Source organism: Rhizobium bangladeshense (genome assembly GCF_001662075.1).
Classification (GTDB): Bacteria; Pseudomonadota; Alphaproteobacteria; order Rhizobiales; family Rhizobiaceae; genus Rhizobium; species Rhizobium bangladeshense_B.
The window spans coordinates 199,958-216,286 of the sequence record NZ_LYPL01000013.1 but is presented as its reverse complement, the minus strand read 5'-3'; the positions used below and the strand labels follow the sequence as shown (position 1 = coordinate 216,286).

The 16,329-nt window shown below is 63.6% G+C and carries 14 protein-coding genes; all 14 read right to left on the bottom strand.

Going from position 1 to position 16,329, the window contains the following annotated elements:
* Positions 1–294 precede the first annotated feature (294 nt).
* The 14 genes from A7X77_RS23970 to thiC all read right to left on the bottom strand — a co-directional run bounded on the left by A7X77_RS23970 (position 295) and on the right by thiC (position 16,311).
* Positions 295–1,914 carry a GMC family oxidoreductase gene (locus A7X77_RS23970; RefSeq protein WP_156668152.1) on the bottom strand — a complete coding sequence of 540 codons (1,620 nt, stop codon included), beginning with the start codon at positions 1,912–1,914 and terminating at the stop codon, positions 295–297.
* Between the two features lie 2 nt (positions 1,915–1,916).
* On the bottom strand, positions 1,917–3,446 hold the full coding sequence (locus tag A7X77_RS23965) for an FGGY-family carbohydrate kinase (RefSeq protein ID WP_064685333.1): 1,530 nt from the start codon (positions 3,444–3,446) through the stop codon (positions 1,917–1,919).
* Between the two features lie 86 nt (positions 3,447–3,532).
* Complete coding sequence (locus A7X77_RS23960; RefSeq protein WP_064685332.1) at positions 3,533–4,375, bottom strand: class I fructose-bisphosphate aldolase; 843 nt, start codon at positions 4,373–4,375, stop codon at positions 3,533–3,535.
* Positions 4,348–6,096 carry a glycerol-3-phosphate dehydrogenase/oxidase gene (locus A7X77_RS23955; protein WP_064685331.1) on the bottom strand — a complete coding sequence of 583 codons (1,749 nt, stop codon included), beginning with the start codon at positions 6,094–6,096 and terminating at the stop codon, positions 4,348–4,350. Before A7X77_RS23955 ends, A7X77_RS23960 begins: the two co-directional genes overlap by 28 nt.
* Positions 6,097–6,107: 11 nt before the next feature.
* Positions 6,108–7,103 (bottom strand): aldo/keto reductase, encoded by a 996-nt coding sequence (locus tag A7X77_RS23950; RefSeq protein WP_064685330.1) that lies wholly within the window; start codon positions 7,101–7,103, stop codon positions 6,108–6,110.
* Positions 7,100–8,107: a sugar-binding transcriptional regulator gene (locus A7X77_RS23945; protein WP_064685329.1), complete on the bottom strand. Its 1,008-nt coding sequence runs from the start codon at positions 8,105–8,107 to the stop codon at positions 7,100–7,102. The genes A7X77_RS23950 and A7X77_RS23945 overlap by 4 nt, the downstream gene beginning before the upstream one ends.
* Position 8,108: 1 nt before the next feature.
* Positions 8,109–9,095 (bottom strand): ABC transporter permease, encoded by a 987-nt coding sequence (locus A7X77_RS23940; protein WP_064685328.1) that lies wholly within the window; start codon positions 9,093–9,095, stop codon positions 8,109–8,111.
* A 22-nt stretch (positions 9,096–9,117) separates the two neighbouring features.
* Positions 9,118–10,644 (bottom strand): sugar ABC transporter ATP-binding protein, encoded by a 1,527-nt coding sequence (locus A7X77_RS23935; protein WP_064685327.1) that lies wholly within the window; start codon positions 10,642–10,644, stop codon positions 9,118–9,120.
* Positions 10,645–10,705: 61 nt separating this feature from the next.
* Complete coding sequence (locus A7X77_RS23930) at positions 10,706–11,734, bottom strand: substrate-binding domain-containing protein (protein WP_064685326.1); 1,029 nt, start codon at positions 11,732–11,734, stop codon at positions 10,706–10,708.
* Positions 11,735–11,912: 178 nt separating this feature from the next.
* Positions 11,913–12,527 carry a thiamine phosphate synthase gene (locus A7X77_RS23925; protein ID WP_064685325.1) on the bottom strand — a complete coding sequence of 205 codons (615 nt, stop codon included), beginning with the start codon at positions 12,525–12,527 and terminating at the stop codon, positions 11,913–11,915.
* Positions 12,524–13,297, bottom strand: coding sequence for a thiazole synthase (locus A7X77_RS23920; protein WP_064685324.1), 774 nt, complete (start codon positions 13,295–13,297; stop codon positions 12,524–12,526). The genes A7X77_RS23925 and A7X77_RS23920 overlap by 4 nt, the downstream gene beginning before the upstream one ends.
* Position 13,298: 1 nt before the next feature.
* Positions 13,299–13,496 carry a sulfur carrier protein ThiS gene (gene thiS / locus A7X77_RS23915; protein ID WP_064685323.1) on the bottom strand — a complete coding sequence of 66 codons (198 nt, stop codon included), beginning with the start codon at positions 13,494–13,496 and terminating at the stop codon, positions 13,299–13,301.
* Entirely contained in the window at positions 13,493–14,476 is a 984-nt protein-coding gene (thiO, locus tag A7X77_RS23910) for a glycine oxidase ThiO (RefSeq protein WP_245293786.1), read from the bottom strand. The genes thiS and thiO overlap by 4 nt, the downstream gene beginning before the upstream one ends.
* 2 nt (positions 14,477–14,478) lie before the next feature.
* The gene (gene thiC, locus A7X77_RS23905; RefSeq protein ID WP_064685321.1) at positions 14,479–16,311 is read right to left on the bottom strand and encodes a phosphomethylpyrimidine synthase ThiC; all 1,833 of its coding nucleotides are present in this window, start codon (positions 16,309–16,311) and stop codon (positions 14,479–14,481) included.
* Between the last annotated feature and the right edge of the window lie 18 nt (positions 16,312–16,329).

The window sequence follows — 16,329 nt, the reverse complement described above, 5'->3', positions numbered from 1 at the left end:
GCCAGCGAGCGATCCTGCGACGTTCATCCATGTCGATCTGGGAGTAGGTGCGTCTCATCAGCCATTCCTTGCGAGTGATAACCCATTGGCATCTATCGCAAGTCGCACTTCATCCTTGAACCCACCCCGCTACATGCGAATCTGGCGTAAGTTCTATTATGGAACTCGATTATGGGGGCGAACAGTGCTGTGCTCGTTGCGCCAAAACCAACGCCACCGAGATATCAACGCAGAGACGCTCCGGCGGGCATCGAGCGACGCGACGGCCGATTGGTTGCGCGGGCATGGTCCTCTCTAATCGCCTTTGATGATGGCTTCTGCCGCCTTCTCAGCAATCATGATCACCGGCGAGTTCGTGTTGCCTGAGACGATCGCAGGCATGATGGAAGCGTCGACGACCCGAAGCTTCGACATGCCGCGCACGCGCAGCTGCGCATCCACCACCGCCATCGGATCGCTGCCCATCTTACAGGTGCCGACGGGATGGAAGATCGTCGTGGCGATGTCGCCGGCGCGGCGGATCAGATCGTCGTCGCTCTCATATTCCCGGCCCGGCAGCATTTCCTGCGGGTTGAAACGGGAGATGGCCCTCGTCTGCATCAGTCTCCGAGCGTGGCGGATGGACTTTGCCGCAAGCAGCCGGTCGCCGGCCGTCGAAAGATAGTTTGGATGGATTTCCGGCGGCTGGCTGGCGTCGCGTGTCGTGACATGTACAGTGCCGCGGCTTTCCGGCCGGAGGCTGCAGACGGATACCGTTACCGCGGGATAGCGGTGCAACGGTTCGCCGAGCCGGTCTGTGCTGAGCGGCTGGACATGATATTCGAGGTCCGCCGTGGCGACGGCGGGATCGCTTTTGGCGAAGATGCCGAGCTGGCTCGGCGCCATGGAAAGAGGGCCGGACCGGTTGATGGCATATTGAAGGCCCATTCCGGCGCGGCTGAAGAGGTTGTGGTAAAGCTGATTGAGCGTTCGCGCGCCTTCGATCTTGAAGACCGTGCGGATCTGCAGGTGATCCTGGAGATTTTCGCCAACGCCCTTCAGGGGGTGACGAACCGGAATATCAAGCGCCGAAAGAACCTCCGGCCGGCCGATGCCGGAGAGTTCCAGGATTTTCGGCGAGTTGATGGCGCCTGCCGACAGCACGATCTCGTGGGCCGCGCGGGCGATACAGAGCCGGCCGCGGAGGCGGAAGCACACGCCGTCAAGGGCCTTGCCGTCGAACTCCAACCGCTCGGTCTCAGCACCCGTCAGGACGCGAAGATTCCCGCGCTTCATCGCCGGCCGCAGGAAGGCTTTCGTCGTGTTCCAGCGCAGGCCGCCCTTCTGATTGACTTCGAAATAGCCCGAGCCTTCATTGTCGCCATCGTTGAAATCATCAGTCTTCGGAATGCCGAGTTCTTCCGCCGCATCGCGGAAGGCGTCGAGGATCGGCCAGGAAAGGCGCTGGCGCTCGACGCGCCATTCGCCGCCGGCGCCATGCATGGCGGATGTGCCGCGGTAATTGTCTTCCGATTTCAGGAAATAGGGCAGCACATCGTCCCAGCCCCAGCCGGCGTTTCCGGCCTGCCGCCATCCGTCATAATCGGCCGCCTGGCCGCGCATGTAGATCATGCCGTTGATTGACGAACAGCCGCCGAGAAGTTTTCCGCGCGGATAGTTCAGTGCGCGGCCATTGAGGCCGGCCTCGGCGGCCGTCTTCATCATCCAGTCGGTGCGCGGATTGCCCATGCAGTAAAGATAGCCGATCGGCACATGGACCCAATGATAGCGGTCCGTGCCTCCGGCCTCGAGCAGCAGCACCCGGGTTTTCGGATCGGCCGACAGCCTGTTTGCCAGAACACAGCCGGCGGAGCCGGCGCCGACGATGATGTAGTCGTAGCTTCCCTCGTCTATCGGCGTTTCATTGCCTTGCATCGTCACGCTGCAGCTCCCGTCGCCGTAGGTTCGGCTGCCGAAAGCCGCCGCCAGAGCGGCGCCATGGCTTCCGCTATGTCATTGTAGAGCGCGTAGCGCCGGTCGTAATGCGCAGCGAGCGCGATATTCGGCCGATAGTGCCGGTCGATACGCACCATGGCATCCGCACCTTCCGTAAAGTCGGCAAACAAGCCGACTCCGGTTCCCGCCGCAATCGCCGCACCGAGAGCCCCGGTTTCCCTGGAGATGGCGACCGAAACCGGCACGCCGAGCACATCGGCAAAGATCTGCGGCCAGAGGCGACTGCGCGATCCGCCGCCCGACAGCACCGCCTGGTCGAAGGTCGCCCCTGCTCCGCGGAGCGTCTCGACGTGTTGGCGGTGGCCGAAGGCAACACCTTCGAGGAGGGCGCGGATCAGGTGTCCCTTGGTGTGCCAGCCGGCAATGCCGTAGAAGCCGGCCCGCGCATGGCCGTCCTGCTGGGCGCCGTAGAGATAGGGATGATAAAGCGGATCGTCGGCAGTCGGCTGAATTTCCGCCGCCAGTGCGCAGCAGGCGTCGAAGGGCGAGACGCCCTCCGCATGCTCACCATCGAAAAATTCCCGCACCAGCCATTCGAGATTGGCGGCCGACGTGGCACTGTTTTCCATCGCCATGTAGCGCGTGCGATCGAAGGTTGAGGACATGAAGACGGGTCCGCCGAGATCAGGCCCTTCGATGATGACCTGGTTGATGCTCCAGGTGCCGGCGATAATCGAGGCGCTGCCGGTGCGCGAGACGCCCGAGCCGAGGGCCGAGGCGACGACGTCGAAGAGCCCGCCGACAACCGGCGTGCCGGCGGCAAGACCGGTCTCCACGGCAACCTCTTCCGTCACCCTGCCGGCGATGTCCGCGCTTTCGATCAGCCGCGGCAGCAGGTCCATGCAGTCGCCAAGGCCGTAAGCTTCCATCAACGTGCGGTCATAACGGCGGGCGGCGAGATCCAGCAGCCCTGCCCCCGACATATCCGACATCTCGCTGACCCGCTCGCCGGTCAGCCGGTTGACGACGAAATCCTTGGAGCAGAACACCGTGCCGATGCGCTGGAAAATCTCCGGTCGATGACGTTTCAGCCAGCCGAGCAGTGTCGGTGTCTGCGAGGGCCAGGGCCGTTGGCGGGCGATCGGATAGGTGCGATCGCCGACAGCCTCGGCCGCCCATTCCTCGACGAGCCCGGTCGCCCGCGTATCGAGCGACTGGATGCCGAGGAAGGGTTGGCCATTTCGATCCAGCGCATACAGCCCGTTGCCGTGACCGGCGCAGCCGATAGCGGCGATATCAGCCGCAGCGATGCCTGCTCGGTCGAGGCAGGTGCGGATGACGCGTTTGGCGTTGGCCCAAAGCTCGCCGAGATCCCGCTCGACATGGCCGGGACATGGCATCCGGCTATGTCCCTCTTCCCCAGCATAGGCCACTTCCCGGCCGGCGCGATCGAAGATCACCGCCTTGATGACGGTGTTGCCGGCGTCGAGCCCCAACAGATAGTCTCCCATTGCGAACCCCTCCCAAGGGTCTGTCATTGCTTACGCAATTCCAAAGATAAACCGCTTCACGCCTTTCCGGGAATTGCTCCGGCGTCTCAGCCTTGCCGATAGATCGCAACGGCTTCTTCGCCGCTCGCATCCTGATGGATGATCGCCATCAGCCCGCGCACGACAGCGCTCGGATTGGCATGCTGGTAGATGTTGCGGCCATAGACCATGCCCATCGCGCCCTGCCGCATCAAGGCAGCGGATTTAGCAAAGACGGCGGCGAGATCCTCCTTGCCGCCGCCGCGCACCAGCACCGGGCATCGTGCCGCCTCGACCACGCGGTGGAAATCCTCCGCATTCGTCGTCGGATCGGCCTTGACGATATCGGCGCCCATTTCGCGCGCAAGCCGCGTCAAGGTGACGATCTTGTCGGCATCACCGTCGACCATGTAGCCGCCGCGTTCGGTGACCGGCTGCATGACGAGCGGTTCGATCATCAGCGGCATGCCGTATTTCTCGCAGTTCGCCCGGACGCGCGAAATATTCTGCACGCACTGGCGAAACAGATCGGGCTCATCCGGCAGCATGAACAGGTTGACCACCACGCAGGCGGCATCCATCTGCAAGGCGCCGACCAGCGGCTCTGCTTCATTCTGCAGCACCGCCCACATGTCGCGGTGACGGATGCGGTTATAAGGGTTGCCCATATCGATGCGCATGACGAGCGCCGGCTTGTCCTTGCCGGGCAGATCCTGCAGCAGATCGGCCTGGCCGTAATTCATCTGGATCGCATCCGGCTTCGCATCGACCAGCGCCTTGACGACGGCCGGCATGTTCTCCAGCCCGTCGAGAAAAGACGGTTCGTTGCAGACTCCGTGATCGATCGCCACATCAAGGCAACGGCCGTTGCCGAACAGCCGGTTCATCCGGACCTTGCGGTTGTCTCGCATAATTCACTCCTTCGTTCGTTCCTTGCGGAAAGGGTTGCTTCGGCGACGCCGTGGCGCTCGCGCATGATGGTGAGAAAACGGACGCGCTCTTCGGCGGCGCGCTCGGCCGACCAGCCTCTTTCGGCGGCCAGCAGGCCGAGCACGGCGTCAGCCATGTCGAGCGAGAGCTCGCCGGAAATGGCCAGTGTCGTGCGGCGCAACAACAGATCGTCGAGATGCTCGACGGCTTCGGCGCCGATCAGATATTGGACTTCGCGGAGGCTATAGCCGGCATGTGGCAGAGAATGGTCGGGCCCGGCCGCGATGAAGCGGGCGACATGCTCTGCATCGGTGCCGTAGCGCTCGAAGAGGATTGCGGCGCGATCGATGGGGATGTCCGTCGAGGCCGCAAGATCACGCACCCAGCCGCCGCCATCTTTGGGAAAGGCACGTCCGCCGCCAAATGCCCTCTCCGCCGTATCGATGCGCCGGTGCCGGCCGAGCCGTTCCAGCGCGATGTCGGCCGCCAGCTCACCGAAGGAGCGGAACGTCGTCCACTTGCCGCCGATCATGCAGAGCACCTGCGGGCCGCCATCATGGCTTGCGATCACGGTGCAGAAATGATCCCGCGGGATCCGTCCGGTAAAACTGTCCTTGCTGGCCGGCAGCGGGCGCACCCCGGCGAACTGGAAAACGATCTCGTCCGGCCGGATGCGAATGCCGGGCAGCACGAAGGCAAGCGACTGCAGGATATAGTCGCGCTCGTCGGTCTCGCAGCGCACAGTGCCGGGGTCATCGACGCGAATGTCCGTCGAGCCGACCAGCACCTTGCCGAGATAGGGAAAGAGGATGCAGATGCGCCCGTCCTCGTTCTCGTAATAGATCATGTGTCCGTCGAGCATGTCGCGGAGCGCGGGATTGTCGATGATGAGGTGCGACCCCTTGGTGCCGCCCATCAGCGGGGCAGGCCGTGCGCCTTCGGGAAAGAGCGATCCATTCGCGATGTCGATCCAGCCGCCGGTCGCGTTGACGATCAGCGTCGGCTGAATGCGAAACGTCCCCCCGGCAATGCCGTCGCGCAGCAGGAAGTCCCCCGCCCCGGCCTGCTCGATCGTCGCATAGTTCAAGGCTCGGGCATTCGGGCCGGCAGACAGGCCGTCGCGCAGCAACTCGATGCCGATCCGCTCCGGATGGCTCACCCAGGCATCGTAATAGGTAGCGGAGCTGCGAATGCCAGGATTGAGCGCCGGCCATTTTGAGAGCGTCGCCCGGCGACCACGGAACTGGTGGCGGGGCATCAGCGCCCGCTTGCGCGTCAGGAAATCGTAGATGGCGAGGCCCGTCTTGATGGCCACGGCGCCGCGGCGGCTCGGACGACGGGTGAGACCGAGGAAGCGCACGATGCCGTTGGCGAGGCCGGAGAAGACGTCGAAAACCGGAACCGTCGTCGGCAAGGGCGCCACATAATGGGGGGCGTTGCGCAGCAGCCGGTCTCGCTCGACGAGAGACTCCTGCACGAGGTTGAATTCGCCATTCTCCAGATAGCGCAGCCCGCCATGGACCATGCGCGAGGGGGCGGCACTCGCACCGGAGCAATAGTCACCTTGCTCGACGAGCAGCACGTCCACGCCTTGCAGCGCCAGCTCGCGGAAGACGCTGAGCCCGTTGATGCCGCCGCCGAGGACGCAAACGTCCACCTTCAGGCTTTGGCGAAGCCCGTTCATTGTTTCCAGTCGGTTCATGATGGCGTCCGTTATGCGTCCATGGTGGCGAACTGCGCCGATATGGCGGTTTCGATGGTCGCGAGATCGGCGGTTGAAAGGCGAAGCGTTCCGGCCCGCGCATTGTCGAGCGCCTGCGCCGGGTTTCTTGCGCCGCAAAGCGCGAAGGTTACGCCCGGCTGGGCCAGTGTCCAGGCGATCACCGTCTGCGCGATGCTGGCGCCGTGGTGCTCTGCAACAGGGCGGATCGCCTCGGCAAAATTCTTGGCCTTGCGGCGGTTGGCGACGGAAAAGCGCGGATTGTCCTTGCGCTGGTCGTCGCCGGAAAACACGCGCTCGGGCCCGATGGCGCCGGAAAGCAGGCCGAGCGCCAGTGAGGAATAGCTGAGCGTCGATACGCCGTTGGCGATCGTGAGCGGCAGCAGGTCCGCCTCGATCCGCCGATCGATCATGCTGAACCGCTCCTGGATCGCATCGAGCGAGCCGGTCGCGATATACTGCTCGAGTTCCAGCCGGTTGACGTTGCTGGCACCGATCGCACGGATCTTTCCGGCCTGCTTCAACTCTTCCAGCGCCGCGACGGTCTCCTCGATCGGCGTCGTCGGATCCTGCCAGTGGGTTATGTAGAGGTCGATATGGTCGGTGCCGAGGCGACGCAGGCTTTCCTCTACCTCGTGAACGATCGAGTCCCGCCCGAGATGGCGGTGCACCGGCTTGCCGTCTTGATCGAAGAAGTGATTGCCCTTCTGCGTATGCCAGACCAGTCCGCATTTGGTGGCGATTACCGCCTTGTCGCGGCGTCCGGCAAGCGCCTTGCCGACGATTTCTTCGGATCGGCCCAGGCCATAGGCCGGCGCAGTGTCGATGAGGGTTACGCCGGCATCGAGCGAGGACTGGATGGCGGCGATGGATTCCGCCTCATCCGTGCCGCCCCACATCCAGCCGCCGATTGCCCAGGTACCGAGGCCGACGGCCGAGGCCTTGACGCCGGAGCGGCCGATTTCACGGGTCAATTGTTCGCCGCTCATGCGGAAAATCCTTCCTCGGATGCGAGTTCAAGAATGCGCGCGCCGGTCGCCTCGTCGGTGACGAGCGTATCGAGGTGATTGCCGCGCAGGATGCTGAGGATCGGCCCGGCCTTGTTCGGGCCGCTCGCGACGCCGATCTTCGTCGGGATCGAGGCGAATTCCGGCAGCGTCAGCGAAACCAGCGACCGGTTCAGGCTGTAGTCGCAGACGCGGCCGTGATCGTCGAGCAAATGGGCGAGCAGTTCGCAGCTGGCGCCCGAACGCTCGATCGCCGCGCGATCGGTGCTGGAGGAGGGGTGCAAGTCGTAATAGCTCGAATCGTCGGTCAGGATCGAGCCGATGCCGACCACCGCGACCTTCGCTTCCCGCGCCCGCCGGAAGACGTCGGCGACGGAGCGCATATTGATCAGCATCGACCGCTGCTCGGCGTCATCGGCAAAAAGCGGCGCGTGGATCTGGTAGGAGCGCCCGCCGAGCCGGTCGGCCATCAGGGTCGAGACGTGGTTGACGTCGGTATAGTGCTTGCCCTGCACGCATCCGGTTGCCGGGATGACCTCGACATCGAAGCGGCGCGGCGCCTGGAGGCCGGCGACGACGGCGCTGACGCCCTTGCCGCCGGTGATGCAGATCGTGTCGCCATCGGCGATTTCTTCGAGCAGCAGGCGGGCCGCCGCCTCGCCGACCGCCTGCAGCGCGGTCTGCGGATTGTCGGAGACCGTCGGGACCACGACCGCGCGGCTGATGCCGCCGAGCGCCAGAAGCCGCTCCTCCATATCGACAAGCGGTTCGATCGGCGATTTGATCTTGATCTCGACCAGGCCGAGCTGACGGCCCCGCTTGATGAGGCGGTTGACGGTGGCGTGCGAGATGCCGAGCTGATCGGCGATCTGCGCCTGCGTCAGACCTTCCAGAAAATGCAGGACGAGCGCCTGGTGCATCTGGCGGGCGATGACGATTTCTTCGCGCGGGGCTGTCGTCCTGGGTTTCAGTTTGGCGATCGGCATGTCAGGCGGCCTTCCGCTTGTGCAGGAAATGGTCGATGGATACGGCGGCAAGCAGGATGCATCCTTTGATCATGTCCTGCCAATAGACGGAAACATTTAGCAGGATCAGCGACGAGGTGACGAGGGAAAGAAGCGCGATGCCGAGAATGGCGCCGAGGATGGTTCCCGAGCCGCCGTTGAGCGAGGCTCCGCCGATCACCGCGGCTGCGATGATGTTCAGCTCCATGCCGACGCCGAACGTCGGTGTCGCAGCGCCGAAGCGGGACATGTAGATGACACCGGCGACGCCGGCGAGCGTCGAGCACAGCACCGTCACCCAGAACTTCACCTGATTCGTCTTGATGCCGGAATAAAGCGCCGCCTTTTCATTGCTGCCCGTGTAGAACACCTTGCGGAAGGCGGTCGCCCGGCGCAGCAGGAAATCAAACAGCATGACGACGGCGACGAAGATCAGGATGACATAGGGAATGCCGTAGAACGTGCCCTGCCCCACCGCCTTGAAGCCGGTCGGCAGCGTGAAGAGCGAGAGCGGCGTGCCCTTGGTGATGATGAGGCAAAGGCCGCGCACGATCACCATGCCCGCCAGCGACGTGATGAAGTGGTTGAGGCCGACGACCGTCACGAAGAAGCCCATGATGGCGCCGATGGCGCCGCTGGCAAGAATGCCGGCAAGCGAGGCCGTCCACGGATCGAGCCCGGCGAGAAAGAGCGAGCCTGAGAGCACCATCGCGAAGCAGACGACGGAGCCGACCGCAAGATCGATGCCGCCGACAATGAGCAGGATCGTCATGCCGACGACGACGATGCCTTCCACGGAAAAGCTCATCAGCATCGCGCGGAAATTGCCGAGCGTCAGGAAGTGCGGCGAGGCGAAACTCATGATGATGCCGAGCGCCAGGATGATCGCGATCAGCCCTGCCTCGCGCATCGTGCCGATGCGTTTGAAGGACGACGTCCTGGGCATGCCTGCCATCGTGTCGATTGCCATTTCCCTCTCTCCCATTTTCTCTTCACGCGGCATGGTCTGCCGCCCTTGCGCTGCCCATGCCGGAAGCAAGGCGGATCACGGCCTCTTCCGACATCTCGTCGGCACCGAGTTCGCCGGCGATGCCTCCCTCGCGGACGACCAGCAGACGGTCGGAAAGGCCGAGCAGCTCCGGCATTTCCGAGGAGATGACGATGATGCCGATGCCCGCGCTTGCGAGCTCGCGCAGCAGACGGTGGATCTCCGCCTTCGCGCCGACATCGATGCCGCGCGTGGGTTCATCCATCAGGATGACTTTCGGCTTTACCGCAAGCTGCTTGGCGATCGCCACTTTCTGCTGATTGCCGCCGGAAAGCGATTTCACCGGCGCCTCGATGCCGCTCATGCGCACGGCTAACCGCCGGGCGGAATCGTCGGCAAGCGCGGCCTCCGCGCGGCCGTTCAGCAGGCCGACCGAATTGGTAAGCGCCTTCAGATCCAGCACCGATATGTTCTGGGCGATGGACATTTCGAGAAAGACGCCCGACCCCTTGCGATCCTCGGACAGGTAGACGATGCCCGCTTTCACTGCATCGGAATAGGCGCGGATCGGCCTCACGTCGCCGTGCAGGCGGACGGTGCCTGCCGTGCGCGGCCGCAATCCGCAGATGCCCTCGGCGATTTCCGTGCGGCCGGAGCCGATAAGGCCGCCGATGCCGAGGATCTCGCCCTTGCGCAGGCCGAAGCTGACGTCGTGAAAACGCATCCCGTCACTAATGCCGTCGACCTCGAGAATGATCTCGCCTGACGTTTCGCCGGCATCGAGCTTGTCGGGATAGAGCTGCGTGATCTCGCGGCCGACCATGCGGCGCACCACGTCGTCAGGCGTCACGTCGGCAATGCGGTCGGTGCAGACATAGCGGCCGTCACGGAACACGGTGACCCGATCGCAGAGGCTGAAGATTTCAGCCATGCGGTGACTGATATAGATGATCGACATGCCGTTCGCCTTGAGGTCGCGGATGATCGAGAAGAGCTGTTGCGCCTCGGTCTCGGTCAGGGCCGCGGTCGGTTCGTCGAGGATCAGCACGCGACAGTCGAGCGTCAACGCCTTGGCGATCTCGACCAGCTGCTGGCTTGATATCGGCAGGTCGGCGACCTTGCGGCGGACATCGATCGCGGCAAGCCGGTTCATCACCGCCTGCGCATCGCGCTCCAGCGCGCGGTAATTCATGAAGGGCGCCCGGCGGCGGTTGGTTGCCGCCATGAACATGTTTTCGGCAACCGTCGCGTCCGGGCAGAGCGCGATTTCCTGGTGAACCAGGCCGATGCCGAGAGGCTGGGCGGCGGCGGGAGAGGAAATGCGCACTGCCTTGCCGTCGACGCGGATCTCGCCTTCGGTCGGCTGCAGCACGCCGGCGATGATGTTCATCAGCGTCGACTTGCCGGCGCCGTTCTCGCCGCAAAGCGCGTGGACTTCACCGCGCTCGAGCGTGAAGTCGACATCCGTCAACGCCTTCACCGCCCCGAAATGCTTGGTTATGCCATGAATGGTGAGCACGGGCTCCGCCATCATCTTCCTCCCTCTCCATCTCGGCCATCCGCACCGAAAGTGCGGATGGCCTGTCGGGGCCTTATTCCTCGATGCCTTTCGTGCCGCGATGCTTCAGGTACTTGTCCCAGTAAAAGTCGTCGGCATTTGCCGCGGTCACGATCGAGAGGCCGTTGTCGACGACCGGAATGCTCATCGGGTTGAAGCCCGAGCGCTTGGCGTCGTTCATCGGGTCGATCAGTTCCGGGTGCTTGGCGAGCCATAGCAGCATGAAGCCCATGTAACCCTGCATGCCCTGGTTCGGGTTGATCGAGCCGAAGACTTCGCCGGCCTTGATCATGTCGAGAATGTTGGCATTGACGTCGGCGCACATGACGAGAACCTTGCCGCCGGTCTCCTTGTTGGCCTGCGCGGCGCCGATCGCGGAGTTCGCTTCCGGCATGAAGACCGCCCCAAGGTTCGGGTTGGCCTGGATGAGGCTCGAAAGCCCCTGATAGGCCTTGGTTGGGTCCTGGTTGGATGCGGCGCGGCCGACGAGCTTCATATCAGGCCACTTCTCTTCCATACGGGCGATGAAGGCGGCGATGCGCTTGTCGTGGTTGTCCTGGCCGGGATTTTCCAGAACCGCGTATTCGCCCTTGCCGCCCATCTTCTCGGCGATCGCGTCGGCAGCATAGGTGCCTTCGCGGGTATTGTCCGAGGTGATGAACGAGACACGCTTGGACAGCGGCGAGTCGGCGGCAAAGGTGACGACCGCGGTGCCTTGGCCGATGGCGCGATTGATCGGCTCGATGAACGGATCGGAGTTCATCGGATGAACGAGAATGCCGGCCGGATTTTGCGCCAGCGCCTGGTCGAAGGTGGCGATCTGCTTGTTGACGTCATATTCCGGCGTGCCGGTATATTCCGTCTCGCAGCCGAGCTGCTGCCCCGCCTGCTTGAACATCTCGTAAACCGGGAACCAGTATTCGACGCCCGAGACCATGACGTTCATGACGTATTTTTCGCCGGGCTTGCAACGGAACGGATTCTCCGTCGCGGCGGCCGCGGAGCCGGCAAAAAGGGTTGTTGCTATAACCGCCATTGCGGTCGTCGTGAGAAAAGTGCGCAAAAGTCCTCCTCGAGGCCGAAGCCCCTCCCAAAAGCCCGAGGGCGCCGAAACGACGCCGCTGATCGCGTTGAAGCCCGGATTTCCTCCTCGAAATCCGGTATGGGCAGGTAAGCCCAAAGCTCCCCGCCTGTCAATAAAATTCATGCGATGAAATATATTTCAATCAACTGTATATGACTCATTCGCCAGAGCGCCAAGGCGCCGTCACGGCCAGCCACTGTCGCGTGCGGGCCTCGGGGTCGAGGTTGCGAGTGATGTCGGTGACCACGGCAGCGCTATCGGCGCCATTTTCCAGCACCACAGGCGCGCGTTCGGCGGTAATCCCGCCGATGGCAACGAGCGGCATCGGGCCTACGCGCCGCCGCCAGTCCGCGAGGCGTTCGACGCCTTGCGGCGCCCATTTCATCTCCTTGAGGATCGTGGGCCAGACCGGGCCAAGCGCAACATAATCCGGCGCGGCGGCCAGCGCCGTTTCCAGTTCCGCAGGGTCATGTGTCGAAAGGCCGAGCTTTAGGCCGGCGCGGCGAATGGCAGCCAGATCGGCAGCCATCAGGTCTTCCTGCCCGAGATGAATGAAATCGCATCCCTCGTCGATCGCCAGCCTCCAGTAGTCGTTGATGATCAATTGGCAGTCCGCTGCTGCGCAGGCGGCTTTCGCACGCCGGATCTCCTCGCGAAGCACCGGCTCCGGCCGGTCCTTGATGCGCAGCTGGACGAGTCTGACGCCGAGCGGCACGAGACGCTCGATCCATTCGGCACTGTCAACGATGAGATAGAAGGGGTCGAGCTTCATGAGAAGACGGCCTTTCCGATGACGGGAGTGGAGGGAACGGCCATGTCACGCGGCTCCAGCGGCACTGCGCCATGCGCGAGGTGGCCGGCATCGATGGCAAGTGCGAAGGCCTCGGCCATCGCGGCAGGGTCACTTGCGCCGGCAACGGCAGTGTTGAGAAGAACGGCGTCGTAACCGTATTCCATGACGGCGGCGGCATGAGACGGGCGGCCGATGCCGGCATCGACGATGAGCGGCACTTCAGGAAAATGCGCTCGGAATGACCGCAGTGCCATCGGGTTCACCGGTCCCATGGCGGAGCCGATCGGCGCGCACCAGGGCATCAGGATGCGGCAGCCGGCCTCCAGCAGCTTTTCGGCGACGACAAGGTCGTCGGTCGTATAGGGGAAGACCTGGAAGCCTTCGCCGGTCAGGATGCGTGCCGCTTCGACAAGGCCGAAGACATCGGGCTGCAGCGTATCGTGATGGCCGATCACTTCGAGCTTGATCCAGTCGGTGCGGAAAACATCGCGCGCCATCTTCGCCGTCAGCACAGCCTCCTGCACGCTGTGGCACCCGGCCGTATTCGGCAGCACCCGCACGCCGAGCTCGCGGATCAGCTCGAAGAAGGCGCCGCCCGCTTTGCCGCCGGCGGCCTCGCGCCGCAGCGAGACGGTGACAATTTCCGCCTTCGAGCGTCTCACGGCTTCCGCCAGGATGGCTGGCGACGGGTAGCGGGCGGTGCCGAGCAGCAGCCGGGAATGGACCTCGACGTCGTAGAGTTTCAGCATGTCAGCCTCCCTGCATCGGTGAGAGAATTTCAATGCGGTCGTGCTCGCTGAGCACGAAATCGGCGCGATCCTCGCGGTGCACGAGTTCGCCGTTGACCGCGGTTGCGAGCCACCCGCCTTCGTAGTCCAGAGCGAGAAGCAGATCTGCGAGCGTCGCGGCTGCGACCTCCTGTTCCTCGCCATTGATGATGAAGGTCATGACGCCCTCCTTTCCGGTTGTCCTTGTTCTGTGAGAAGACGCCGCGCGACCTCTGCGGCCATGGCCGGCGCTAGCAGAAAGCCGTGGCGGTAGAGGCCGTTGACATGGAGGGTGCGTCCCTCCTGTGTCACACGCGGCAGATTGTCGGGATAAGCGGGCCGCACGCCTGCGCCGGTTTCCGTAACCCGTGCCTCGCCGAAGGCAGGATGCAGGGCGTAGGCGGCGTTCAGCAATTCCATCAGCGAACGCGCGGTAATCGGGCCGGCATCGTCGCTTTCGATCATCGTCGCTCCGACCATGAAGCGGCTTTTTGCGCGCGGCACGATATAGATCGGGTGGCGCGGATGCAGCAGGCGAACGGGGCGGGAGAGACTGAGCTCGCTTGTTTCGAGGCAGAGCATCTCACCTCGAACACCGCGCAATCCGGGCAGCCGGCCGATCTGGGCGGCACCGGTGCAGTCGATCACCCTGTTATGATCAACATCCGCTTCGCCGGGCTCGCCGAACGTCAGACGCATACGGGCATCCTCAAGTCCTGCTGCCAAGGCCGAGAGCGCCAGTCGCGGATCGAGATGCGCTTCCTGCCGGAAGAACAGCGCCCTGCGGAAGCGGCCGGCGAGGTCAGGCTCCAGCGCTGCGACTTCCGCCTCGTCCAGCCATTCCCATCCGCTTGTCCGACGGGAAAAGCGGTCGAGCTCGCCGGCATCGCGCCCGCCCGCCACGACAAGCGTTCCCCGGCGATTGACATGGCCGGGCAATGCTGCCTCCCACCAATCGGCGGCAAGGCGACCGAGCGTCAGCACCGGCTCCTCCGCACTTTCCCGTTCGCACCACGGCGCCAGCATGCCGCCGGCAAAGCCGGATGCGCCGGCGCCGGCCTTGTCGGCCTGCTCCGCAAGGGTGACGCGGAAGCCGTGGCGATAGAGCTGCCAGGCCACGGTGAGGCCGGCAACGCCGGCCCCTTTGACAAGAACGCGCATGGTCATTCTCCGGCGGGAGTTTTCGCGACCTCTGCGACCGGCATGTAGAGATCGCCGCCATCGCGGTACTTGGCCGCCATGGCTTCCAATCCCTCTTTCTGAGCTTCGGCGCGAATGTCGTGGGAAATTCGCATGGAGCAGAATTTCGGGCCGCACATCGAACAGAAGTGCGCCACCTTGTGTGCCTCCTTCGGCAGGGTCTCGTCGTGGAAAGAACGGGCCGTATCCGGGTCGAGGGAGAGGTTGAACTGATCCTCCCAGCGGAATTCGAACCGCGCGCGCGACAGCGCGTCGTCGCGGATGCGGGCGGCAGGATGTCCCTTGGCAAGATCGGCGGCATGGGCGGCGATCTTGTAGGTGATGACGCCGGTCTTGACGTCGTTGCGGTCGGGCAGTCCCAGATGCTCCTTCGGCGTGACGTAGCAGAGCATGGCCGTGCCGAACCAGCCGATCATGGCGGCGCCGATGCCGGAGGTGATGTGATCATAGCCCGGTGCGATATCGGTCGTCAGCGGTCCGAGCGTATAGAAGGGCGCTTCGCCGCAGACCTTGAGCTGCTTGTCCATATTCTCTTTGATCTTGTGCATCGGCACATGGCCGGGACCCTCGATCATCACCTGGCAGTCCTTCGCCCAGGCAATCTTGGTCAGTTCGCCGAGGGTTTCGAGTTCGGCAAATTGCGCTGCGTCATTGGCGTCCGCGATCGACCCCGGACGCAAACCGTCGCCGAGCGAGAAGGAGACGTCATAGGCACGGCAGATGTCGCAGATTTCCTCGAAATGCTCGTAGAGGAAACTCTCCTTGTGGTGATGCAGACACCACTTGGCCATGATCGAGCCGCCGCGTGAGACGATGCCGGTGACGCGATTGACGGTGAGCGGGATATAGGCCAGTCGCACGCCCGCATGGATGGTGAAGTAATCGACGCCCTGCTCGGCCTGTTCGATCAGCGTGTCCCGATAGACTTCCCAGGTCAGATCTTCGGCAATGCCGTTGACCTTTTCGAGCGCCTGGTAAAGCGGCACCGTGCCGATCGGAACCGGTGAATTGCGAATGATCCATTCGCGGATGTTGTGAATATTGCGGCCGGTGGAAAGGTCCATGACTGTGTCGGCGCCCCAGCGGATCGCCCAGACCATCTTCTCCACCTCTTCCGCCATCGACGAGGTGACTGCCGAATTGCCGATATTGGCGTTGATCTTCACCAGGAAATTGCGGCCGATGATCATCGGTTCGGATTCGGGGTGGTTGATATTGGCGGGGATGATCGCCCTGCCCTCGGCGACTTCCCGCCGCACGAATTCGGGCGTCACGAAATCCGGAACATGCGCGCCGAAGCTCTCGCCGTCGCGCGCGAGCGCCTCCTTGGCGGCCTGCCGGCCGAGGTTTTCGCGGATCGCGATAAACTCCATTTCCGGGGTGATAATGCCGGCACGCGCATAGGCGAGCTGGGTGACGGCGCGTTCGGCCTTTGCCTTTAGCGGCGTGTTGCGAATGGGAAATTCCGGCGTCAGCCGCTCGCCGGTGACAAAACCATTGTCTTCAGGCTTCACCACCCGGCCTTCATAGGCTTCGACGTCGCCACGCGCCGTGATCCAGCCTTCGCGCAAACGCGGCAGCCCGGCGTCGATTGAGACCACATGGGCCGGATCGGTATAGGGGCCGGAGGAATCATAGACCGTAACCGGCGGCTCGCCGGAGGTCGGGTGAAGGCTGATTTCGCGCATCGGCACGCGCAGATCCGGATAGAGCGTTCCGGGCTTGACGATCTTGGTCGAGGCCGGAAGCGAGCCGGTGGTGACGACGGGAGTAAGCTGGGGTGCAACAATATTCATGGATGAGGCTCCAAGGTT